22 protein-coding genes are annotated in these 21,208 nt (G+C 68.4%); 14 read left to right on the top strand and 8 right to left on the bottom strand.

Annotated features, from left to right (window positions below):
- Window positions 1-3 precede the first annotated feature (3 nt).
- Entirely contained in the window at window positions 4-366 is a 363-nt protein-coding gene (locus H074_RS23765) for a nuclear transport factor 2 family protein (RefSeq protein WP_007032615.1), read from the bottom strand.
- Window positions 367-480: 114 nt separating this feature from the next.
- Between H074_RS23765 and H074_RS23760 the strand changes: the two genes are divergently transcribed.
- Window positions 481-1,308 (top strand): helix-turn-helix domain-containing protein, encoded by an 828-nt coding sequence (locus H074_RS23760; RefSeq protein WP_051071990.1) that lies wholly within the window; start codon window positions 481-483, stop codon window positions 1,306-1,308.
- A 271-nt stretch (window positions 1,309-1,579) separates the two neighbouring features.
- Here H074_RS23760 and H074_RS23755 read toward each other — a convergent pair whose 3' ends face one another.
- The 5 genes from H074_RS23755 to H074_RS23735 all read right to left on the bottom strand — a co-directional run bounded on the left by H074_RS23755 (window position 1,580) and on the right by H074_RS23735 (window position 6,414).
- Complete coding sequence (locus tag H074_RS23755) at window positions 1,580-2,266, bottom strand: hypothetical protein (protein WP_235096855.1); 687 nt, start codon at window positions 2,264-2,266, stop codon at window positions 1,580-1,582.
- A 93-nt stretch (window positions 2,267-2,359) separates the two neighbouring features.
- Window positions 2,360-3,271 (bottom strand): hypothetical protein, encoded by a 912-nt coding sequence (locus H074_RS23750; RefSeq protein WP_007032612.1) that lies wholly within the window; start codon window positions 3,269-3,271, stop codon window positions 2,360-2,362.
- Complete coding sequence (locus H074_RS23745) at window positions 3,268-4,311, bottom strand: hemolysin family protein (RefSeq protein WP_007032611.1); 1,044 nt, start codon at window positions 4,309-4,311, stop codon at window positions 3,268-3,270. Before H074_RS23745 ends, H074_RS23750 begins: the two co-directional genes overlap by 4 nt.
- A complete protein-coding gene (locus H074_RS23740; RefSeq protein WP_007032610.1) occupies window positions 4,308-5,654 on the bottom strand; it encodes a hemolysin family protein in 1,347 nt (448 codons plus the stop codon). The genes H074_RS23745 and H074_RS23740 overlap by 4 nt, the downstream gene beginning before the upstream one ends.
- A 163-nt stretch (window positions 5,655-5,817) precedes the next feature.
- Window positions 5,818-6,414: a TetR/AcrR family transcriptional regulator gene (locus H074_RS23735; RefSeq protein ID WP_007032609.1), complete on the bottom strand. Its 597-nt coding sequence runs from the start codon at window positions 6,412-6,414 to the stop codon at window positions 5,818-5,820.
- A gap of 202 nt (window positions 6,415-6,616) precedes the next feature.
- Here H074_RS23735 and H074_RS23730 point away from each other — a divergent pair, with 202 nt between their 5' ends.
- The 5 genes from H074_RS23730 (at window position 6,617) to pip (ending at window position 10,854) form a co-directional block, all read left to right on the top strand.
- Window positions 6,617-7,015, top strand: coding sequence for a hypothetical protein (locus H074_RS23730; RefSeq protein ID WP_007032608.1), 399 nt, complete (start codon window positions 6,617-6,619; stop codon window positions 7,013-7,015).
- Between the two features lie 2 nt (window positions 7,016-7,017).
- The gene (locus H074_RS23725; protein WP_039923246.1) at window positions 7,018-7,644 is read left to right on the top strand and encodes a DUF3558 domain-containing protein; all 627 of its coding nucleotides are present in this window, start codon (window positions 7,018-7,020) and stop codon (window positions 7,642-7,644) included.
- On the top strand, window positions 7,641-8,987 hold the full coding sequence (locus H074_RS23720; protein WP_085941001.1) for a hypothetical protein: 1,347 nt from the start codon (window positions 7,641-7,643) through the stop codon (window positions 8,985-8,987). Before H074_RS23725 ends, H074_RS23720 begins: the two co-directional genes overlap by 4 nt.
- A gap of 24 nt (window positions 8,988-9,011) precedes the next feature.
- Window positions 9,012-9,743, top strand: a complete 732-nt coding sequence (locus H074_RS23715; protein WP_007032605.1) for an ESX secretion-associated protein EspG — start codon at window positions 9,012-9,014, stop codon at window positions 9,741-9,743.
- Between the two features lie 205 nt (window positions 9,744-9,948).
- The gene (pip, locus tag H074_RS23710; RefSeq protein ID WP_051071992.1) at window positions 9,949-10,854 is read left to right on the top strand and encodes a prolyl aminopeptidase; all 906 of its coding nucleotides are present in this window, start codon (window positions 9,949-9,951) and stop codon (window positions 10,852-10,854) included.
- Window positions 10,855-10,921: 67 nt separating this feature from the next.
- On the opposite strand, the gene H074_RS23705 is transcribed toward pip, so the two are convergent.
- Window positions 10,922-12,112 (bottom strand): Glu/Leu/Phe/Val family dehydrogenase, encoded by a 1,191-nt coding sequence (locus H074_RS23705; RefSeq protein WP_007032603.1) that lies wholly within the window; start codon window positions 12,110-12,112, stop codon window positions 10,922-10,924.
- Between the two features lie 161 nt (window positions 12,113-12,273).
- Here H074_RS23705 and H074_RS23700 point away from each other — a divergent pair, with 161 nt between their 5' ends.
- From H074_RS23700 to H074_RS23665, 8 genes are all read left to right on the top strand, one after another.
- Entirely contained in the window at window positions 12,274-13,197 is a 924-nt protein-coding gene (locus tag H074_RS23700) for a LysR family transcriptional regulator (RefSeq protein WP_007032602.1), read from the top strand.
- A 130-nt stretch (window positions 13,198-13,327) separates the two neighbouring features.
- Window positions 13,328-14,590 (top strand): glutamate-cysteine ligase family protein, encoded by a 1,263-nt coding sequence (locus tag H074_RS23695; protein WP_007032601.1) that lies wholly within the window; start codon window positions 13,328-13,330, stop codon window positions 14,588-14,590.
- Window positions 14,587-15,936, top strand: a complete 1,350-nt coding sequence (egtB, locus tag H074_RS23690) for an ergothioneine biosynthesis protein EgtB (protein WP_007032600.1) — start codon at window positions 14,587-14,589, stop codon at window positions 15,934-15,936. Before H074_RS23695 ends, egtB begins: the two co-directional genes overlap by 4 nt.
- A gap of 5 nt (window positions 15,937-15,941) precedes the next feature.
- The gene (gene egtC, locus H074_RS23685) at window positions 15,942-16,706 is read left to right on the top strand and encodes an ergothioneine biosynthesis protein EgtC (RefSeq protein WP_007032599.1); all 765 of its coding nucleotides are present in this window, start codon (window positions 15,942-15,944) and stop codon (window positions 16,704-16,706) included.
- Window positions 16,703-17,680, top strand: a complete 978-nt coding sequence (gene egtD, locus H074_RS23680; RefSeq protein WP_007032598.1) for an L-histidine N(alpha)-methyltransferase — start codon at window positions 16,703-16,705, stop codon at window positions 17,678-17,680. Before egtC ends, egtD begins: the two co-directional genes overlap by 4 nt.
- Window positions 17,681-17,726: 46 nt before the next feature.
- A complete protein-coding gene (locus H074_RS23675) occupies window positions 17,727-18,149 on the top strand; it encodes a nitroreductase family deazaflavin-dependent oxidoreductase (protein ID WP_007032597.1) in 423 nt (140 codons plus the stop codon).
- Between the two features lie 156 nt (window positions 18,150-18,305).
- Window positions 18,306-19,910, top strand: coding sequence for an alpha/beta hydrolase (locus H074_RS23670; RefSeq protein WP_007032596.1), 1,605 nt, complete (start codon window positions 18,306-18,308; stop codon window positions 19,908-19,910).
- A 233-nt stretch (window positions 19,911-20,143) separates the two neighbouring features.
- Window positions 20,144-20,863: a nucleotidyltransferase domain-containing protein gene (locus H074_RS23665; RefSeq protein WP_007032595.1), complete on the top strand. Its 720-nt coding sequence runs from the start codon at window positions 20,144-20,146 to the stop codon at window positions 20,861-20,863.
- Here H074_RS23665 and H074_RS23660 read toward each other — a convergent pair.
- Window positions 20,853-21,200 carry a darcynin family protein gene (locus H074_RS23660; RefSeq protein ID WP_007032594.1) on the bottom strand — a complete coding sequence of 116 codons (348 nt, stop codon included), beginning with the start codon at window positions 21,198-21,200 and terminating at the stop codon, window positions 20,853-20,855. The two genes, H074_RS23665 and H074_RS23660, sit on opposite strands and share 11 nt — an antisense overlap.
- Between the last annotated feature and the right edge of the window lie 8 nt (window positions 21,201-21,208).

Below are 21,208 nucleotides of genomic sequence, written 5' to 3'. Positions count from 1 at the left end.
TCGTCAGCCGGGCATCTTGTCGAGAAAGCCCAGCACCTGCTTGATCCGCCCGTCCTCGACGGTGATGACGTCGAAGCCGATCGCCAGTGGCTCCTCCGCGTCCTCCGGGCCGAGGTACCACTGGAACCGCGCGATGTCGTGGTGCGCGTCGGGTGCCGCGGGCAGGCTGAAGCTCAGACCCGCGAACTGGGCCTGCGCGCCGGCGATGAAACCGTCGACACCGTCGTGGCCGGTGACAGCGCCGAGCGGGTCGGTGTAGGTGGCGTCTTCGGTGAACACTTCGGTGATGAGCGCGCGGCGCTTGTCCGCGTCGGTCTCGTTCCACACGGCGATGTACTGCTCGGCGACGCGCTGGATGTCCGACATGGTGTCTCCTCGTTTTCTTGTGGGGCAACCGATGCCGCAACTCTGTCGGCCGAGGGTGGGTCTCGTCGATTACGCGGGAGGTAATGGCGGCCCGGTACTCGTGGCCGTAGGTTCGTGAACGTGACGACCACAGTGACCGCGAGCCGCGCGGGCCGCCCCGTCGGCGAACTCCTGCGGGAATGGCGCGACCGCCGCCGGATCAGCCAGCTGGACCTCGCCATTTCGGCGGACATCTCCACCCGGCACCTGAGCTTCGTCGAGACCGGCAGGTCCAAGCCCAGCCGCGAGATGGTGCTGCGGCTCGGCGAACACCTGGAGGTGCCCTTGCGGGAACGCAATCAGCTGCTTCTGGCCGCGGGGTACGCGCCCGCGTACGCCGAAAGCGGCCTCGGCGCCCCGGAACTGGCGGCCGTCCGCAAAGCGGTCCGTCAGCTGATGACCGGTCACGAGCCATACCCGGCCGCCGTCGCCGACCGCTGGTGGAACCTGGTCGACGCCAACCAGAGCATCTCGATCATGACCGACCTGGTCTCGCCCACGTTGATGGCGCCACCGGTCAATGTCCTGCGGGTGACGCTGCATCCGGAGGGGATGGCGCCGCACGTGCTGAACCTGGGGGAGTGGCGCGCTCATCTGCTCGGCAGGCTGCGGCGTCAGGTGACCCAGACGGCCGACCCGGTGCTGACCGAGCTCCTGGAGGAGCTGCTCACCTATCCGTGCGCGGATCCCGTTCCCGAGGTGGAGGTCCCCGGACCGGGTGACATCTTCGTCCCGTTGAAGCTGCGGCACGAGGCTGCCGAACTCACCTTCTTCAGCACCGTCTCCACCTTCGGGACGCCGTTGGACATCACAGTCGCCGAGCTGGTGATCGAGTCCTTCTTCCCCGCCGACGCGGACACGGCGGAGTATCTGCGCGCGTACGCCGCGCGCGGGGTGGAATGACGCAGGGAACTCGACCTTCACACCCTTGCGAGTACATGATGGCCCCCTTCCTTGCGCCAGGCGCAAGGAAGGGGGCCATCATGTACCGCGCAAGACCTTCACGCGGCATCGCTGTGACTGCTGGTGTGCCTGGGGCCGCAGGTGCCGTTCGGGTGTCCCTCGACACGACACCATTGCCTTACCAATAACCGTCCTTAGCACTCACGAGAACCGAGGTACGGGAAAGGCCCCTTCCCGAGCGGTGAAGGGGCCTCTCCCGTAGGTCGGAGACTCAGGTTGCCTTGATACCCGCGGCGGCGAAGTCGGCCTGCTGGGCGGGCTGCTGCAGGAACTGCCGGAACGTCTGCGAGGCGCGCATCTGGACCTCGTCGATGGTCTTGCCGGCGAGCCCGACGAGCGGGTAGTCGGCCGAACGCGCCGTCGCGACCGACTGGGCGGGCGAACCGACCAGCTCGGGCTTGGCGGTGTTCAGCTCGGTCACCCAGTAGGAGGACTCGGGGATCCAGGCGGCGGGAAGGCCGCCGATGGAGTCCAGGTTGGTCCGCCCGAGGAGGCCGTCGAGCACGGAAGCGGAGGAGAGCGCGTCGATCTGGATGATCACGCAGTGGTCGCGGACCACGGTCGCGGCCTTGTTCCACCGCTCGGCCGCCGCCCGGACCGGCTTCTCGATGCTGGGGGTGACGATGACCCGCATCGGGGTGTCGCCGGCGCTGCACGCCTTGGCCTGGGCTTCGGCGCGGGTGTTGAGCTCCCCGTCCGCCCAGTTCCAGCCGAACACGCCGATCGCGACCAGGACCACGAGGACCAGGCAGGCGATGGGCCACTTGGCGATCCGCCGCCGAGGGGCCTTCTTCCCGACGATCCGGTGCGAACCGGTCGCCTCACCGCGACCCTGAGGCCGCTTCGGCGGGTCGAGGGGATGCGGCACCGGCTCCTCGGCCACGCTGTGTCGCCCCATCGTTGTCCTTTCGAAACGTGCGCGCTCGCGCTGCGTATGCAATCAAACCGTTATCACTCTAACAGGGCAGGATGTTACGGGGAATGCGACGACTCACAGTTGTTTTCCGCGTGTCGCGGGCACCTTCTTTAACTCGGCCAAGAGTCGTTGGCAATGCGCTATCAGGTGCTCACGCAGCGGCGCGGCCCGGCGTGCGAAACCGGCCTGCGCGCGGGCGTACTCGGCCCGGCCTTCCGGGCTCTCGATCCGCACGGGCGAGTACCCGAACGACACCAGATCGTACGGGCTGGCCCGCATGTCCAGCTCCCGGATGTCCGCCGCCAGCTCGAAGCAGTCCCCGACCAGTTCGGCGGGGACGAACGGATCGAGTTTGTACGCCCACTTGAAGAGGTCCATGTTGGCGTGCAGGCAGCCCGGCTGCTCGAACTCGATCTGGTTCTCCCGCTCGGGCCGCAGTGTGTTGCGCGGCCGGGCGGGCTCGGTGAAGAACCGAAAGGCGTCGAAATGTCCACATCGGATCTCCAGTGACTCGACGACGCCGTCGGTTCCGGCCGAACCGAGCCGGAGCGGAAGTTGTGAATGGCGAACCTCGTTCGCGGACTCCCGGTAAACCATTGCCCATTCGTGAAGCCCGAAACAACTGAGCCTCGGTGAGCGGGACGCGGTCGCGGAAAGCAGCCCGAGGACGAATTCGGCCGTCTTGGCCCGGCCCTCGGTGAAGCCGGCCGGATCGAGCATGACGCCGTCCGGAGTCTCCAGGTAGCCCTTCCGCTCCAGGAACCGGCGCGCGGACGCGCCTTCGAGCACGACGCCCGGGCCCGGTTGCCAGCGTTCGAGATGCCCGGGCCGGTGCGAGTAGTAGGTGAAGAGGAAGTCGAGCACCGGATGCTTCTCACCCCGCGAGCGGCGGCGCTGGTGCGGTCTCGTCCAGCGCCGCATCCGCGTGACGTGGTCGTCCTCCCGAGTCCGCCAGACGGGCTCGGGAAGGACGATCGGGCCGGTCATGACATGACGTGGGTACCGTCGCGGACAGTTCCCACGTATTCCTCGACGAGGTCCTCCAGCGCGACGACGCCGACGGCGGCCCCCGCCGGGCTCAGCGCCCGCGCCAGGTGACTGCCTTCCTTGCGCATCGCCGACAACGCCTCGTCCAGCCGGGCGTCGGCGTGCAATTCGGTGAGTGCCCGCGTCTTGTCCGACGGCACCACGGTGGTCGGATCCTCGCCCACGAGGTCCAGGATGTCCTTGACGTGGATGTAGCCGGTCAGCGTCCCGTCGTCGGTGCACACCGGGAAGCGGGAGAACCCGGTCGAGGACACCGCGCGTTCGACGTCGCCCAGCGTGGGTGAGCAGGGCAGCGTGGTCAGCTGAGCCGTGGGGACCAGCACGTCGGCCACCGTCTTCTCCACCGAGGACAGCGTCTTGCTCAGCCGCTGATGCTCGGAGTGTTCCAGCAGACCCTCACGCCGCGACTCGCTGAGCAGTTCGGCGAGTTCGTCGGAGGTGTAGGCGGTTTCGAGCTCGTCCTTCGGTTCGACCTTGAACAACCGCAGCAGCGAGTTCGCCACGAAGTTCAGCAGCCAGATGAACGGGTTGGCGACCTTCACCCAGGCCACGTGCACCGGGACCAGCCACAGCGCCAGCCGCTCCGGCTCTGCGATCGCGAGGTTCTTCGGCACCATCTCGCCGATGAGGACGTGCAGGATGGTGATGAACGCCAGCGCGATCGCGAACGAGATCGGGTGCAGCAGGACCTCGGGAATCCCGAACAGCTCGAAGAACCCGGCAAGCCGGTGCGCGACGGCTGGCTCGCCGAGCCGTCCCAGCAGCAGCGAGCAGATGGTGATGCCGAGCTGCGCGCCCGCGAGCATCAACGAGACGTTCCTGCTCGCGTTGATCACGATCCTGGCTCGGGTCTTTCCCTGCTCCAGCAAGGCTTCCAGCCTGTCGCGCCGCGACGAGATCAGCGCGAACTCGGCGCCGACGAAGAACGCGTTGGCCAGCAACAGGACCACTACGAGGAAGATGTTGAACCAGTCGTTCATCGGGCAGGCTCCCGCTCGGCGGACGTGGCGGTTTCGCTGACCCGGCGGACTTCGACCTCGGCGATGCGGAGACGGTCCATTTTGGTCACCGTGAGCCGCCAGGCGTCGAGATCGGTGGCGTCACCGGGGGAGGGGATCCGGCCGAGCCGCTCGAGGATCAGCCCGGCGATGGTCTCGTAGTCGCCGTCGGGCATCCGGAAGCCGGTCTCGTCGGTGACCTCGTCGGCGCGAAGCTGTCCGGACACGAGCCAGTTGTCGGCGCCGACCTGCTGCGAGGACGGCGCTTCCCGCTCGTCGTGCTCATCGCGGACGTCGCCGATGATCTCCTCGACCACGTCCTCCAGCGTCACCAGTCCCGCGGTGCCGCCGTATTCGTCGACGACGATCGCGAGCTGGAACCGGGAATCGCGCAGCCGGTTGAGCAGCGAGTCGCCCGGCAGCGATTCGGGCACCGTCGGGATCGGCCGCATGACCGAACCGATCCGTACCGTGGCGCGCTGGGCGGCCGGGACGGTGAACGCCTGCTTGATGTGCACCGCGCCCTGCACGTCGTCGAGATCCTCGGTGTAGACGGGGAAACGCGAGAAGCCGGTGCGGCGCGAGATCTCGATGAGATCGGCGATCGTGTCGTCCACGGTCAGCGACTCGAGCTGGACGCGCGGGGTCATCAGCTCGTCGGCCGTCCGCTCGCCGAAGCGCAGCGACTTGTCCAGCAATTCGGCCGTCGACGTGTCGAGCGTGCCGCTTTCCGCGCTGGAGCGCACGATCGAGCCGAGTTCTTGCGGCGAACGGGCCGAACGCAGTTCTTCCTGCGGCTCGACGCCGAACTTGCGGACCAGGAAGTTGGCGCTGTTGTTCATCAGGGTGATGAGCCAGCGGAACAGGGACGAGAACCGCGAGTGGTACCCCGCGACGGCGCGCGCGGTCTGCAGCGGCCGCGCGATCGCGAGGTTCTTCGGCATCATCTCGCCGAGGATCATCGACAGCGACGTCGCCAGGACCAGCGCGACCCCGAGCGACACCCCGTTCGCCACGCCTTCGGGGAACCCGATGGCGGTGAACAGCGGGTGCAGCAGGTCGCCGATCACCGGTTCCGCGAGGTAACCGGTCACCAGGGTGGTGATGGTGATCGCCACCTGCGCGCCGGAGAGCTGGAACGAGAGCGTGCGGTGCGCCTTCTGCACGGTGTGCGCGCGCCGGTCGCCGACCTGGCGGACGTTCGCGTCGACCGTGCTGCGCTCGAGCGCGGTGAGGGAGAACTCGGCGGCGACGGCGAGGCCGGTGCCGACGGTCAGCAGGAGGAACAGGAGAATGCCGAGAACGGCGAGCAGGACTTCCATCATTCCCTGCCTGCGGGGACGAGGTCGGCAGGGAGATCCGCGGAACAGCCGGGTGTGCCACCCGGCTCGATACTGTCACCAGGTGACTGCGCGTCGCGCACGAAAAGAGTCACTCCTCGATCGGAACCAACAGGCACCGCCGCTGTACTGCGACGATGGGACAATCTTAACGCGTTCCCCCGGCCGTGTGGGCGCGGTGCCGCCGCACACTCTCCTCGACCAGGTCGAGGACCGGACCGAGATCGTCACCGGGCTGGCCCATCGCGAGGTGGGAGACGAGACCCTCGAGAACGAGTTCGAGATACGCGGTCAGGACGTCGACGTCGACGTCGTCACGCAGGATCCCGGCGTCGCGCTGGCGCAGCAGACGGCGGCGGGTCGCGGCGGTCAGCTGGTGGGACCGCTCGGCCCAGCGGGCGCGGAACTCGGGGTCGGTGCGCAGCCGCCGGGAGACCTCCAGCCGCGTACCGAGCCAGTCCGCGGGATGCTCGCTGCGGTTCGACAGCAGCTCGCGCATCACCTGGACGAGACCCTGCTCGGCGACGATGTCGGCCATGCGGACCGCGTCGTCCTCGGCCAAGGCCAGGAAGAGGGACTCCTTGTCGCGGAAATGGTGGAAGATCGCGCCACGGGAAAGGCCGGTGGCTTCTTCCAGCCGCCTGACGGTGGCACCCTCGTAGCCATAGCGTGCGAAGCACACGCGGGAGCCGTCGAGGATCTGGCGCCGGCGTGCGTCGAGGTGATCCTGGCTGACCCGTGGCATCCTGGAATCCTGTCACCGGGAACCGGGTCAATGCAATCCGTACGTACGTACTGTGACCAGTTCGCGGGATTACTGCTCCGTTCGGGAACCGGACGGCTCCGAAACACGTCGGACCACTCGGCCGGATCGGCTGACACGTCGTCCGCCGCTTGGCTACTCTTTGTCCATCACGGTGAGTGAGTGCTGAGGGGAAGGTACGGGCGTGGACATCGTCAACGACGCCGCGAGCGCGATCAAGGCCGTCTGGGGTGACCTCACCACACCGAAGGAACCGACCGTTTACGGTGGTGGCGGTGGCGGTGGCGGCGGGTTCGAGATGAGCCCGGAGGAGCTGAAGACCGTCATCGGGCTCTGGGAAGACGAGCTGAAGAAAGTCGCCAAAGACGGTCAAAAGATCGAGCTCATCATGCAAGACCTGATGCCGCCTGGTCAGGACGAAGCCAGCTCCAGCTATGTGAACTCCGGTATCGACTCGCTGCTGTCCCTGCAGAAGCAGAACGACTCGATGAAGGCCTATATCGAGGGCTACATCGCCAAGCTCGAAGTCGCCCGTTCGAAGACCATGGCCACCGACGCGGCCAACACGATGCGCACGACCTGAGGATGCCGAACGTGTTGAGGAATCGCGCCGCGGTGGCGGCGCTCGTACTTGTTTCCGTCGCGGTCGCCGGCTGCACGGGGGAGACACCCGGTACACCGAGCCCAACCCCGGGAACGGTGCCGTCGTCGGCTTCGTCGGCCGCGCCGGAGGACCCCAATGTCCCGAAGGTGGCGAATCCGCTGGACGCCTCTGCGTTCGCCGGTGATGTCTGCAAGCTGCTTCCGGCGGCCGTGACCGCGGAATTGGGGTTCACCGACCCCGGCGAGTCGAACAACGATCCCAGTAACCCCGATTGCAGCTGGACGATGCGAGGCAAGGCGGACGGCCTGCACATCATCCTCGGCAGCGGTAACCGGGAAAAGGGCATGGGCGGGCTGGCCGGTCTGCACAAGGCGAAGAAATCCGGGCAGTTGCGGTTCCTGGAGCCCGGCCCCGACATCGACGGCTATCCGACCGTCTATTTCGGCTTGCAGGACCGGCGGGCGAGCGGCAACTGCGACCTCGCGGTCGGCGTCGCCGACGATCTGTCGGTCAGCGTGCATGCCGGGGGCTACGACAATGAGCAGGAATCCTGCGGGAACGCGCAGAAGGCCGTGTCGGCCATGATCAAGACACTCAAGGGGGCATGAGGGTGGACGGCAAACAGATCTACACGAACTTCACCCAGGGCGACACCCGCAACCTGCGTTTGGCGGCCGATCGCATCGCCGACCTCTCGGACGCCTATGTCGAACGCGGGATGGCGATCAAATCCTTGCAGTCGCGGATGACGGCGTCCTGGACCGGTTCCGCCGCCGACGCGGCGAACGCCGGAGCCGGCCCGCTCGAGCAGGCGTTCCGCGAGACCGCCGATCCGCTGTTCCAGACCAGGGATTCGGTAGCGACGCAGGCCGAGAGCTTCGATGACTCCGGGCAGTCCGTCGTACCGGTGCCGCCGAAACCCGACAAGCCCAACCCTTGGACCACCGGCCTCAAGGGCGCGATCCCGATCGCCGGGCCGTTCATGGTCAACAACGACATCAAGAACTACCAAGAGGGCGTCGCGAAGCACGAGGCGGCGAACCAGAACAACGTCCGCGTGATGGACCAGTACGACTCGGTCACCAGCAGCACCAGCTCCAGCCTGCCGACCGACTACGGCGTACTGAAGAGCGACGGCGCGGACGTCAGCGTCAAGGTCGATGGCGGTCCGCCTCCGATCAAGCCGCCACCCGTCATCCCGGTGAAACCCGGCAGGAACGGCGGCGGGGACGACAACGACGGCACCGACACCAGCGGCACGGACAACAACGGCACCGACCAGAACCAGAACAAGCCGGGCACCGATCAGAACCAGAACAAGCCGGGCTCGATCGATGATCGTCCGGTGAACCCGAAGGACCGGCCGAACACGGAGATCACCACGCCCACCAGGAAGCCGGGACCGGGGGACACGACGCTCCCGTCCGGCGGTGGCCGCGGCAGGCCCGGTGGCGGGACCACGGAGCTCCCGGGCCGGAACACCGGACGCGGCAACGGTAACGGTGACCTGGAAGACGTCGTCGGCCTCACCAACGGGCTCAACCAGAACTACGGCCCCGGTGGCGGCGGACCCAACCAGCCCGGCGGTGGCGGGGGACGCAACGTGCCCGGGCCCAACAGCGCCGCGGGCAGGCTTCTCGGCGGCGAGGGCGGCACCGGTGGCCGCGCGGGCGGTCCCGGTGGACCGGGTTCCGGCGGTCTCGGCGGCGGCAGGGGCTCCGGCATGGGTGGCCTCGGCGGCGGCATGGGTGGCGCCGACCACTTGGCCGGTGGTCGTGGCGCGGCGGGCCGCGGCGGCGCCGGTCAGATGGGTCCGATGGGTGCCGGTGGCAGGCGTGCCGACGGCGACGAGGACGACGAGCACCAGCGTCCCGACTACCTGATCGAGGCCGACCCCGACGCGATCTTCGGCACCGACCAGCGGACCAGCCCGCCGGTCATCGGCGAGTAGCGGATGACCGTCAGAACAGGCCGGGTGGACGTCCCGGTCGAAGCCTTGGCTGTGCTCGCCGAACGCGAACGTGTCGGCGACCTGCACATCACGCTGCGTCCTGAACCGCGCTGGCTGTCCAGGACGGCCCGTGCGGAGGCGGACAAGCGAGTGGAAGCCGCGCTGGCGCAAGCCGGGCTGCTGGATTCGAGCGGTCGCGCGTCGGTCGACTTCCTGGACTGGCTCCCGGTGCTCACGAAACCGGCCATCGAGTACTACGGCTGGGTGAACACCGGTGGCGAGACGTATGGCCTCCTCGCCGCATCCCTGGGATTGCAGGCGGTCTTGGCGGTGTCGTCCGGCGATTGGGTCGGGATCCAGGAGATCGACCGGCGGCGGCTGCCCGAGACGCTGATCGAGCAGCTGCCACCCGTTCCGGCGGGTGGTGGCAGGCTTCGCACGGTCCGCGCGTACGAGCTCGAAGAGGCGGCGCGGCGCGGCCCGGACACACATTCGCTGCCGCCGGTGATCGCCGACATCGTCAGCCTCGTGCAGCGGCCGGTCGAGGGGAGCGGTGAGCTCTACGCCGGCAAGCGGGACGAAGTCGGCAGGCACGTCGCCGTCGAGGATCCGCTCCACTTCGCCGACACCGACTGGGGCCGGTACCTCAGCTATACGACCGGGCAGGGCAACGACGCGGTGGTCCACATCGGCCCCGCCGGTCCGGCGGAGCTGGCCGACGCGCTCCGGCACGTCTCCGGGACGCTGGGCAGCTAGTCACAGGCAAAGTACGTGAAGGCCCCCTTCATCGCGCTCAACGCAATGAAGGGGGCCTTCACGTACTTGTGAGCCCTGAGTCAAAGCATGCACTCCGTAGCGCCCATCCAGGCTATTGTGACAGTGCTGTTGTATTTCTGGCGGGGTCTGGGAGGACGAGAACGTGACACGGCTGTATCCGGAAATCGAACCGTACGACCACGGGATGCTCGACGTCGGCGACGGGCACCTCGTGTACTGGGAGGTCTGCGGGAACCCCGGCGGCAAACCTGCCGTCACGCTGCACGGCGGCCCCGGCACCGGCTGCAGTACCGGTCTTCGCCGGTACTTCGACCCGGCGAAGTACCGCGTCGTGCTTTTCGACCAGCGAGGTTGCGGCCGCAGCACCCCGCACGCGGGAGAGCCCGAAGCGGACCTCTCCGCCAACACCACCGACCATCTGATCGCGGACATGGAGCGGCTTCGCGAGCATCTTGGCATCGAGAAGTGGCTGCTCTTCGGCGGTTCCTGGGGCTCGGTGCTCGCGCTGGTCTACGCCGAGCGGCATCCGGACCGCGTCTCGGAGATGGTCCTGATGGGGTTGGCCACCGGCCGGCGGAGCGAGACCGACCTGCTCACGCGCGGCCTCGGCGGCGTCTTCCCCGAGGCCTGGGCCAAGTTCCGCGACGGCGTTCCCGAAGCGGATCGCGACGGCGACCTGGCGGCGGCGTATCTCAAGTTGCTGATGGACCCGGATCCGGCGGTGCACGGGAAGGCGGCGGCCGGCTGGTGCGCCTGGGAGGACGCGATCATCCCGACTTCCCCGCCGTACAAGAGTTTCGAGTCACCGAAGTTCCGGCTCGCCTTCGCCAGGCTGGTCACGCACTACTGGAGCCAGGGGTCCTTTTTGGACGAAGGCGTGGTCCTGCGCGAGGCCGGGAAGCTGGCCCACATCCCGGCCGTGCTCGCCGAAGGAAGCCTCGATCTGGGCAACCTCATCGGGACTCCGTGGGAGCTGGCGCACGCGTGGCCCGGCAGCGAGCTGGTGGTCATCGACGAGGTCGGCCACAGCACCCAGGACGAGCCGATGCGCGAAGTCCTCATCGGTGCGACGGACCGCTTCGCTTCCTGAGGCACGTATACCGCGTGAAGGCCCCTTGCCTCAGCTGAGCCGAGGTGAGGGGCCTTCACGCGCACCCTCAGGGGATGACCAGCGCGGGGGCGGATTCGAGCGCGGTCGCGGCGTCCGAACGGGTGGTTTCGGCGAGCCGCAGCCCGGTGGTGCGCGGGGCGATCCGGTCGAGATTCCACGAACTCAGCAGCAGAGCCACCTTCGCCCGCATCTCGGTCCTCAGGCGCAGGAACGAGTCGGCGGGATCTGCGCCGACTTCTCCGAGCAGGAGCCACCAGGCCCACGCGGCCGCGCCGGCGTTCGCGACGAAGTCCGGGATCACCGGGATGCCACGAGCCGCCAAGCCCGCTTCGGCGTCGGGTGTGGTCGCCGCGTTGGCCGCTTCGATGACGACCTTCGCCTTGACCGTGCCCTGGTTCCCGGCGCGCAAGGCGTAGGAGATCGCCGCCGGGACGAGGATGTCCGCCTCCGTCGCCACGATCTCGTCGCGGGGGAGCAGCCGGACGTCGGCGGGGAGGCGGCTCCGGTCGATCTCGCCGTACTCGTCGCGCAGCTCCAGCAGCGCCGGGATGTCCAGGCCTTCGGGCCGGTACAGCGTCCCGGCCGCGTCGGCGACCGCGACGACCTTCATCCCGGCTTCGTGCAGGTACCAGGCCGCGCCGCCGCCCATGGTGCCGATGCCCTGGACGGCGACCGTGGTCTTGTCGGCGGGCCACTCCCACGCGTCGGCGACACCGAGGCAGGCCTGCGCGACGCCGTAGCCGCCGATCACGTCGCCGAGCAGGAGCCCGCCGGGCACCGGTGTGCTCAACCCGGCCTGCACGCGGCGAAGGGTGTGCGCCGGATCGGCCGAACGCCGGATCGCGGCGTGGTACGACTGCTCGAGCCCGAGTTTCGCGAACACCTCGTCGATCAGGTGCTGCGGCACGCCGAGATCCTCGGCGGTCACCCAGTGGTTGTCGATCCACGGCCGCAGGAACGCGCAGAACCGTTCCAGCACACCGAAAGCACGCTCGTCCTTCGGATCGAAGTCGATGCCGCCCTTGGCCCCGCCGACCGGCAGGCCGAAGGTCGCGGTCTTGTTCGCCATCCCCCTCGCCAGGTCCTCGACCTCGGACATCGTGCAGCCCGCGCGCATCCGGGTCCCGCCGGTCGCGATACCGGAGACCAGGCTGTGCACTACGAGGTAGCCGGTGGCACCGGTGACGGGGTCGGTCCAGATGAGCCTCATCAGCGGTTCGGCGTTCCTCGCGGCCATGCGGCCACCTCCTTCGGGATTCGGGGTCGTCCTGCGCCACTTCCGAGGGTGCGCCCCGGCGGGCACGGCCGTCCATTTACCGAATCTGAACGATGATGTGCAGAGAAACTGGTGTAACGCGTCATCCGGCATCGGCGACCGCGCCCGATTACGTTGGTGACATGGAGCTTTCGTTGCACCGCCTGCGGATGCTGCGTGAGCTGAGCCGGCGCGGGACGGTCACGGCGGCCGCCGCTTCGCTGCATTACACCGCTTCGGCGGTATCGCAGCAGCTGGCACAGCTGGAGCGGGACGTGGGCGCGAAGCTGTTCGAACGATTCGGCAGACGGGTGCAGCTGACCGAACTGGGGCTGCTGCTCACCGAGCACGCGGAGGAGATCCTGGGATCCGTCGAGCGGGCGACATTGGCACTGGAGGAGGCGCAGGAGACCGTTTCGGTCCGGCTCATGGCCGGGGTGTGGGCGTCCGTCGCTTCGGGACTGCTGCCGCACGCCCTGGCCGCACTGGCGGGCGAGCATCCGGGGATCCAGGTCCGGACCCGTGAGCTGGCTCCCGAGGACACCGCCGACGCCGTCCGCGACGGCGAACTGGACCTGTCCTTCGTACTCGACTATTCCGACGCGCCGACGCCGTGGGACGCCGGCCTGGAGCGGGCGGTGATCGCGGTCGAACGACTGCACGCCGCGGTGCCCGCCGGTGCCGTACCCGCCGGTAGCGCGTCGTTGCCGGAACTGGGTGAGCATCCCTGGATCCTCGCCAGTCCGAAGAGTCATTTCGGCCGCGCCGTGCGCACGGCCTGTCACCGCCACGGGTTCGAGCCGAAGATCAACCACGAGGTCGAGGAGCAGTCGACGGCGATGGCGATGGTCCGGGCAGGGCTCGGGGTAACCCTTGTCTCGGACCTCGGGCTCGGTCTGCGGCCACCGGGGATCGACGTCGTCGCGTTGACCACACCGTTGCTCCGGACGGTTTCGATCGCCTATCGGACGACCTCGTCGCGGCGACCCGCGCTGCAGCTGGTGATCGAGGCGGTCCGCAACGCGGCCGCGGCGCTGGGCCTGGGTACGGAGCCCGCTTTGCCCTGAATCATCCGGTCCTGAGTGGTGGGCCGGCGATCCTGCCCCGTAAGAACCCGCCTGAATTTGTCGGACCCCGCGTGTAGCGTCCGAAGGCAAGGTATCTCAGTTATCGGACAACCGACTGGACGGCGGAAAGATGACTACGGTTCATGATTTCCCCGAGAAGTCCGGGAGCGCGTCGAACGCGACGGCGAAGGTTCTCTCGGACCGCGCCGAGGGCGAGGCGTACGTGGCTTCCGTGTGCTTCAAGCACGGGCCACCGAGACTCCTCGGCGTAGAGCTGGAATTCACCGTGCACTACGCCGACGAGCCCGCCCGGCCACTCGATCCCGACGATCTCGCCACCGCGCTCGGCCCGCACACCCCGCGGACACTGCGCCCCGACAGCCCCGCCCTCCCGCTTCCGGCAGGTTCACCGCTGAGCCTCGAGCCCGGATGTCAGGTGGAGATCTCCGCTCAACCACAGACCACGCTGCGCCACCTGGACGCCGTGGTCTCGGCCGATCTGGCCCACCTCGAAACCCTTCTCGCCGCCCGAGGCCTGTACCTGGGTGACACCGGGATAGACAGGCACCGCGCCCCTGCCCGCAAACTGGGCACACCGCGCTACGCCGCGATGGAACGCCGCTTCGCCCCCATGGGCGCGGGGGGCGCGACGATGATGTGCAGCACCGCGGGCCTGCAGGTCTGCGTGGACGCCGGCGAGGCGCACGACCTGCCCGTCCGCTGGGCCGCCGTCCACGCGCTCGGTCCGCCCTTGCTGGCCACTTTCGCCAACTCCCGGGTCCACGCCGGACGCGACACCGGCCACGCGTCCGCCCGCTGGCTGGCCGTGATGGAAACGGAAAAGGTCCGCACCCGGTCGGCGGAACCGACCAAGGATCCGGCGGGGGAGTGGGCACGCAGGATCCTGGACACCCCCCTGATGGTCCTTCCCGGCCTCGACGGCCGCTGGGACGCACCCGATTCCCTGACCTTCGCCGACTGGATCGACGGACGGGGCGAAGGTGCCGGGCTCGGCAGGCCGACCGAGGACGATTTGGCCTATCACCTGACGACGTTCTTCACCCCGGTCCGTCCGCAGGGGTATCTGGAGATCCGTTACCTGGACGCCCAGCCCGCCGCCAAGTGGCTGCACCCGGTGGCCCTGCTGGCCGCACTGCTCGCGCGCCCGTCCACAGTGGACAAGGTGCTCGAACTGTGCGAACCGGTCATGGGCAGATGGGAGTGCGCGGCCCGGCTCGGCCTGGCCGACAGGGCGATCGCCACCGTCGCGGGAGAGGTGGTGGACCTCGGCTGTGCCGAACTCGGCACGACCGGTCTGCCGCCGGAGACCATCACCGAGATCAGCGAGGGTGTGCAGTCCCTCGTGCGCGGTTCGAGGAGCCACCAGTCATGAGCGTGGAAAGCACCGAGACCAACCCGCTTCGCGCGCTGAGCCCGCAAGACCTGAGGGCTCACGCGGCCGAGGCGCTCACCAGGGCCCGCGAGCGCAGCGTCGCGCTGACGGACGTCGACGACGAAGACCTGGTCCGCCAGCATTCGAAACTGATGTCGCCGCTGGTCTGGGACCTCGCGCACATCGGCAGCCAGGAGGAGCTCTGGCTGGTGCGCGACGTCGGCGGCCGCGAGGCGCTCCGGCCCGACATCGACGACATCTACGACGCGTTCCAGCACGCCCGCGCGGATCGTCCGGCGCTGCCGCTGCTGGGCCCGGAGGAAGCGCGCAAGTACGTCCGCGAGGTCAGGGAGAAATCCTTCGACATCCTGGAAACCGTTCCGCTGCAAGGCAGGCGGCTCACCGAGGACGCCTTCGCCTTCGGCATGATCACCCAGCACGAGCAGCAGCACGACGAGACGATGCTGGCCACCCATCAGCTCCGCAAGGGTGATCCGGTGCTGCACGCGCCCGTCCCGCCGCCGTCGCGGTCCGGACCGCTGCCCGCGGAGGTCTTCGTGCCCGGCGGCGCCTTCACCATGGGCACCTCCGCCGAGCCGTGGGCGCTGGACAACGAGCGTCCGGCGCACGAGGTCGCGGTCGAGGCGTTCTTCATCGACACCACGCCGGTCACCTGCGGGGCGTACGCCGAGTTCCTCGACTCCGGGGGTTACGAAGACCCGAAGTGGTGGAGTGAGCGCGGCTGGTCGTACCGCAGCGAGCACGGCATCGACGCGCCGCGTTTCTGGAAACGGGAACAGGACGGCTGGTGGCGGACGCGGTTCGGCGTCTACGAGAAGGTGCCCGCCGCGGAACCCGTCGTCCACGTTTCCTTCCACGAGGCCGAGGCGTACGCCGCCTGGGCCGGCCGGCGCCTGCCGACGGAACCGGAGTGGGAGAAGGCCGCCCGGTTCGACCCGGCGACCGGCCGTTCGCGCCGGTTCCCCTGGGGCGACGAGGAACCGACCCCCGACCACGCCAACCTCGGGCAGCGGCACCTGCGGCCCGCGGAGGTCGGCGCGTACCCGGCGGGTGCCTCGCCGCTGGGCGTGCATCAGTTGATCGGCGACGTCTGGGAGTGGACCAGCAGCGGCTTCGAAGCGTATCCGGGGTTCGCCGCGTTCCCGTACAAGGAGTACTCGGAGGTGTTCTTCGGCGGGGACTACCGGATCCTGCGCGGTGGCTCGTTCGGCACGGACGCGGCGGCCATCCGCGGCACGTTCCGCAACTGGGATCACCCGATCCGGCGGCAGATCTTCTCCGGGTTCCGTTGTGCCCGGGACGCGCGGCCGAGCGAGGTGGCCTGAGCGGCATGTGCCGTCACCTCGCGTATCTCGGTGAGCCGCGTTCGCCGGCCGAGATGCTCTTTCACGCCCCTCATTCGCTGCTCGTGCAGTCCTACGCCCCTCGTGACATGCGGGGCGGCGGCTCGGTCAACGCGGACGGGTACGGCCTCGGCTGGTACGCCGAAGGCCCCGATCCGCTGCGGCTGCGCCGGTCCGCTCCCTTGTGGACGGACGGGGACCTGCCCGCGCTGGCCGGATCGGTCCGGTCGCACGCCTTTCTGGCGGCGGTCCGGAACGGTACGACGGGGATGCCCGTGGTCGAGGCGGCGAACGCGCCGTTCACCGGCGGCGGCTACCTCTTCAGCCACAACGGGCTCGTGAGGGGCTGGCCGGACTCGGTGGCCGAACTCGCCGCGAAACTGCCGATCACTCGTCTGCTGACGCTGGAGGCGACCACGGATTCGGTACTGCTGTGGGCGTTGCTGCGTGAGCGGCTCGAGGCGGGCGAGGACCCGCTCTCTGCCGTCACCTGGCTGACCGGGATGATCGAGGAGGCGGGGCCGGGTTCGCGGCTCAATCTCCTGCTGACCGACGGCCGGACGCTCATCGGTACCGCGTGGACGCATTCCCTGTCCTATCGGGACACCGGTGACGGTGTGTTCGTCGCGTCGGAACCGTGCGACGACGATCCCGGATGGACTCCCGTTCCCGACCACCACGCCGTCCGGGTCACCGGCGCGGGCGTGGAAATCCTTCCCCTCGAAGCCGATCGGAGCCCTGAGGCACGATGACCGAAGTCGACCTCGACGTACACCACAGCGAATCGGACATCACCGAGCAGCTGCGCGCGGACGTCCGCGCCGGCCTGGAGGCGGACCAGAAGTGGTTGTCGCCCAAATGGTTCTACGACGCGCGCGGCAGCGAACTGTTCGAGAAGATCACCGCCCTTCCCGAGTACTACCCGACCCGGAGCGAACGGGAGGTGCTCGCCGCGCGCGGTGGTGAGATAGCCGAAAGCTCGGGTGCGCACACCCTCGTCGAACTCGGTTCCGGATCGAGTGAGAAGACGAGGCTCCTGCTCGACGCGCTCACGAGCCACGGCACGTTGAAGGAGTTCGTCCCGCTCGACGTCTCCGAAACCGCGCTCGCCGAAGCGGCGGAAGCCATCACGGCCGACTACCCGTCCCTCGAAGTCCGCGGCGTGGTCGGTGACTTCACCCAGCACCTCGACCTGTTGCCGGGCGACCGCCCACGGCTGGTGGTCTTCCTCGGCGGCACGATCGGCAACTTCCTCCCCGCCGACCGCGCCACCTTCCTGCGCTCGGTCCGCGAAGTGCTCGACGAAGGGGAGTGGTTCCTTCTCGGGACGGACCTGGTGAAGGACCGGGAAACCCTGGAACGCGCCTATGACGACGCGGACGGCGTCACCGCCGAGTTCAACCGCAACATGCTCCACGTGATCAACAACGGCCTCGGTGCGAACTTCGATCCGGCCGCCTTCGACCACGTCTCGTATTGGGACGAGGAGAACGAGTGGATCGAAATGCGCCTGCGCGCCCGCGAGCCGCTGACCGTCGACATCCCGGGCGCCGACCTGCAGGTGAAGTTCGCCGAGGGCGAATACGTGCGCACCGAGATCTCGGCGAAGTTCCGGCGGGAAGGAATCGCCGCGGAACTGGCCGAAGCCGGTTTCTCGGTGGAGAAATGGTGGACGGACTCGGAATCGCGGTTCGGGGTGAGCCTGGCAAGATCTGTCCGTGCCTAACCCTCTCACGTCGCTCGCCCGCGCGCTCGGCACGAAACCGTGGCTGATGGGGCTCGCGGGCGGGATCATCTGGGTGGACAAGAGACTCCACCGGCTGTTCAAAGGGAAGGTGAGCCTGGTCGCGCTGGCCGGGCTCCCTTCCCTGCGGCTGACCACGACCGGCCGCAAGAGCGGGCTGCCCCGCAGTACCAACCTCTTGTACTTCCCGCACGAGGAAGGCTTCGTGCTCGTCGGCTCGAATTGGGGGAGGCCGAATGATCCCGCGTGGACACACAACCTTCGCTCGCACCCCGACGCGGTCGTCGCGCTGGCGGGCAAGGAGATCCCGGTCAAGGCCAGGGAACTGCTCGGCGACGAGTACGAAGCGATGTGGAAACTGCTGCTCGAGTTCTGGCCCGGTTACTCCATGGAGGCCCACGCCGCTTGCCGTGTGTTACCGATTTTCGAGTTGAAGACAACCACTCGATAGGTTCGTACCATCCTTTCGGCCGGTGACTGGGTTACCGGCTTGTGCGAGGCTCGCTTGGTGTTACGCGCCGTGACGTCGGCGGCGCGCCGAGCGACGTGGTCCGTCACGTCGCCAGCCGAGGGAGGAGTCGTTTTGCCGAGATCCACAAGGAGGCCGGTGCGCGGTTTCGCACTGGTAGGGGCACTCGTGGCCGGCGCCGCGTTGAACGGGGCGTCCGGGACGGCGGTCGCCGCCCAGGAGGCCGGGACGCCCGCCGCCCAGGTCGGCGCGACGGCGCCGGTGAACTGGGGTGCCTGCACGGCGGACCAGATCCGCGGTGTTCCCGCCGATCAGGTCAAGTTCTACAGCTGCGCGCGGTATCGCGTGCCGATCGACCACGACAACGCGGCGCTCGGCACCATCGACATCGCGATGCTGAAGCGGGCGGCGAAGACGCCCGACAAGAAGGTCGGTTCGCTGTTCCTCAACCCGGGCGGTCCCGGCGGCTCCGGGTTCCGGATGCCGATCGGCGCGGCGAACTACTTCCAGCCGCAAGTGCTGGACCGGTTCGACCTGATCGGGTTCGACCCGCGCGGGGTCGGGGCCAGCAACCCGCTCAAATGCTTCACCACGCAGGAGGACGCGGACGACGTCTTCGCCGCGCAGATCCCCGTGCCGCTGTCGCGGCAGGAGATCTCCGGGACGCTGGCCTCGTACCGCGACTACGGCCAGTTCTGCAAGAACAACGCCGGCGCGCTGCTGAACCACATGTCCACCAAGGACGTCGTGCGTGACCTCGACAAGATGCGAGCGGCCGTCGGCGACCAGAAGCTGACCTTCGTCGGCTTCTCGTACGGGACCCTGATCGGGTCGACGTACACGTCGATGTTCCCGAAGCAGAGCCGGGCGATCGTCATCGACGGCAACGTCGATCCGGCACTGCGCACCAGCGACGGCGTGCAGTACGACCGTGAGCGTGCTCGCGGGTTCGAGATCGCGCTGGACGCCTTCCTGCGCAAGTGCGCGCAGGTCGGGCCGAAGTGCTCCTTCAGCGCCGGTACGCCGCGGGAGAAGTTCGACGAGATCCGCGACCACCTGCGCCAGCAGCCGATCAAGCTGCCGGACGGGAGCAGCTACGACATCAACGCGTTCACCAGCACGGTGTCCGGGGTGCTGTACTCGCCGACGTCGTTCCCGCCGCTGGCCGACGACCTGCAGGCGCTGTACAACGTCGTCCACCCGCCGTCGGTCCAGACGCAGACGGCACAGGCCGTCGAGCTGAAGGTGCTGCGGTCGGGTGCGAACGGGCGCGCGGACGCGAACCCGGACAGCCCGTACACCGGCGACGACTCCTACTTCGCCGTGAACTGCTCGGACAAGAAGATCACGATCAAGCAGGAGAAGGTCCCCGAGATCGCCGCGAAGTGGGAGAAGGAATCGCCCACTTTCGGTCGCTACCAGGCGTTCTCGGACGTGGCGGGCTGCCCGGTGTGGCCGGTGAAGAAGCCGGACGTCTACCGCGGCCCGTGGCAGGCCAAGACCGACACCCCGGTGCTGGTCGTCGGCAACTTCTACGACCCGGCGACCCAGTACCTGTTCTCGAAGCGGATGGCCGACGAGCTGGGCAACGCCCGGCTGCTCTCGGTCGACGCCTTCGGGCACTGCATCCTGGGCGACTCGCTCGGGGTGGACAAGGTGACGGCCGACTACCTGATCGATCTGAAGGTCCCGGCCAACGGCCAGGTGTTCCAGCCGAACGTCCAGCCGTTCGAAACCGCCTGATCCTGGGCTGATGACCACGAAGGCCACCGTCACGACGGTGGCCTTCGTGGCGTCCGGGGACGGGTCCCGGACGCCCGGCCCTGGAGTTCCGGACGGGGAGGGCCGGATGGGGCGGACGAACTGTTCGTCCAGGTGATCCGGGCGGGTGACCAGGGCACCGGCTTCGGCTTGGTCGCGGCCGCCGGTGCGCCTGGCTCACCCACCGGCCGACCAGGCTGAGGCATGCTGGGCCGATGGATCCCGTCCGTATCGCTCGCCAGGTGGTCGAGGCCCGCTTTCCCGGCGCGAGGGCCGCGATTCTGGGCGGAAGCGCGATCACCGGACGGCGCACCGCGAGTTCAGATCTCGACGTCGTCGTGTTCCTCGACGGGCCGCCCGCGCCGTACCGCGAAACGACCGAACACGACGGCGTGCCGGTGGAACTGTTCTGCCATACCCCCGAGTCGTACGAGGGTTTCGCCGAGCAGGAGACGGCGAATCGCCGCTCACCTTTGCTGCACATGTGCGGTGAAGGTGCCGTCCTGCTCGACCGCGACGGCTTCGGCCAGCGGACGCGGGCGGAGGCCCGGGAGCGACTGCGTGCCGGGCCGCCGCCGCTTTCCGCGACCGACCTGGAGGACCAGCGCTACCTGCTCACCGATCTCCTCGACGACCTCGGCGGGGCCGACGATCCCGACGAACTGGTCTTCATCGCAGACCGGCTGCTGATCGCGGTGGCCGAGCTGATCCTCCTGGTGGGAGGACGGTGGCGCTCACACGGCAAGTGGCTCCTGCGACGGCTTCGGGAAGCCGATCCGGAGACTTGCCGGGAACTCCTGCTCGGCTACCGGCAGGTCGTGTGCGCGGGGGATCCGGCGTCGTTGCGCCGGGTCGCCGCCGGTGTCCTCGACGGCGTGGGAGGCCGTCTTCTCGTGGGTTACCGGCGGGAGGCTCCCGCCGGCTTCAGACGTTGACGCTCGCGTAGGCGTCCAGACCGTAGTTCGTGGCGTACGCGTTCTCGACCCCGACCAGAAGGTCGACGACCTCGAAGTACCGGTCCCAGAAGGGCGTCTCACGCAGCACCTCGACGAGCAGTTGATACGACTGGTGGTCCTCGGCCTCCCACACCCACACGTCGGTCACTCGCGCGGAGTAAAACTCGGTGTCGAAGAACCGGGACCGGACTCCCTTCACCTTGCTCTCGATCGCCGGGAGGACTTCGGTCTTGAAGGCCTCGACACGCTGTTCGACGGTGAGGCCGAGCCATTCCGGCGTGGTCTTCACCAGCATGAAGGCGGTCACTTCGGACATGATGATTC

This window comes from Amycolatopsis decaplanina DSM 44594 (assembly GCF_000342005.1).
GTDB lineage: Bacteria > Actinomycetota > Actinomycetes > Mycobacteriales > Pseudonocardiaceae > Amycolatopsis > Amycolatopsis decaplanina.
The sequence above is the reverse complement of the archived record's forward strand: the minus strand, read 5'-3'. Positions and strand labels throughout refer to the sequence as shown.

What these genes read in the sequence shown, in the direction of transcription:
- H074_RS23765 (WP_007032615.1), bottom strand. Translation starts at nt 366, where the DNA reads ATGTCGGACATCCAGCGCGTCGCCGAGCAGTACATCGCCGTGTGGAAC.
- H074_RS23755 (WP_235096855.1), bottom strand. Translation starts at nt 2,266, where the DNA reads ATGGGGCGACACAGCGTGGCCGAGGAGCCGGTGCCGCATCCCCTCGAC.
- H074_RS23750 (WP_007032612.1), bottom strand. Translation starts at nt 3,271, where the DNA reads ATGACCGGCCCGATCGTCCTTCCCGAGCCCGTCTGGCGGACTCGGGAG.
- H074_RS23745 (WP_007032611.1), bottom strand. Translation starts at nt 4,311, where the DNA reads ATGAACGACTGGTTCAACATCTTCCTCGTAGTGGTCCTGTTGCTGGCC.
- H074_RS23740 (WP_007032610.1), bottom strand. Translation starts at nt 5,654, where the DNA reads ATGATGGAAGTCCTGCTCGCCGTTCTCGGCATTCTCCTGTTCCTCCTG.
- H074_RS23735 (WP_007032609.1), bottom strand. Translation starts at nt 6,414, where the DNA reads ATGCCACGGGTCAGCCAGGATCACCTCGACGCACGCCGGCGCCAGATC.
- H074_RS23725 (WP_039923246.1), top strand. Translation starts at nt 7,018, where the DNA reads ATGCCGAACGTGTTGAGGAATCGCGCCGCGGTGGCGGCGCTCGTACTT.
- H074_RS23720 (WP_085941001.1), top strand. Translation starts at nt 7,641, where the DNA reads ATGAGGGTGGACGGCAAACAGATCTACACGAACTTCACCCAGGGCGAC.
- pip (WP_051071992.1), top strand. Translation starts at nt 9,949, where the DNA reads ATGCTCGACGTCGGCGACGGGCACCTCGTGTACTGGGAGGTCTGCGGG.
- H074_RS23705 (WP_007032603.1), bottom strand. Translation starts at nt 12,112, where the DNA reads ATGGCCGCGAGGAACGCCGAACCGCTGATGAGGCTCATCTGGACCGAC.
- H074_RS23700 (WP_007032602.1), top strand. Translation starts at nt 12,274, where the DNA reads ATGGAGCTTTCGTTGCACCGCCTGCGGATGCTGCGTGAGCTGAGCCGG.
- H074_RS23695 (WP_007032601.1), top strand. Translation starts at nt 13,328, where the DNA reads ATGACTACGGTTCATGATTTCCCCGAGAAGTCCGGGAGCGCGTCGAAC.
- egtB (WP_007032600.1), top strand. Translation starts at nt 14,587, where the DNA reads ATGAGCGTGGAAAGCACCGAGACCAACCCGCTTCGCGCGCTGAGCCCG.
- egtC (WP_007032599.1), top strand. Translation starts at nt 15,942, where the DNA reads ATGTGCCGTCACCTCGCGTATCTCGGTGAGCCGCGTTCGCCGGCCGAG.
- egtD (WP_007032598.1), top strand. Translation starts at nt 16,703, where the DNA reads ATGACCGAAGTCGACCTCGACGTACACCACAGCGAATCGGACATCACC.
- H074_RS23675 (WP_007032597.1), top strand. Translation starts at nt 17,727, where the DNA reads ATGGGGCTCGCGGGCGGGATCATCTGGGTGGACAAGAGACTCCACCGG.
- H074_RS23665 (WP_007032595.1), top strand. Translation starts at nt 20,144, where the DNA reads ATGGATCCCGTCCGTATCGCTCGCCAGGTGGTCGAGGCCCGCTTTCCC.
- H074_RS23660 (WP_007032594.1), bottom strand. Translation starts at nt 21,200, where the DNA reads ATGTCCGAAGTGACCGCCTTCATGCTGGTGAAGACCACGCCGGAATGG.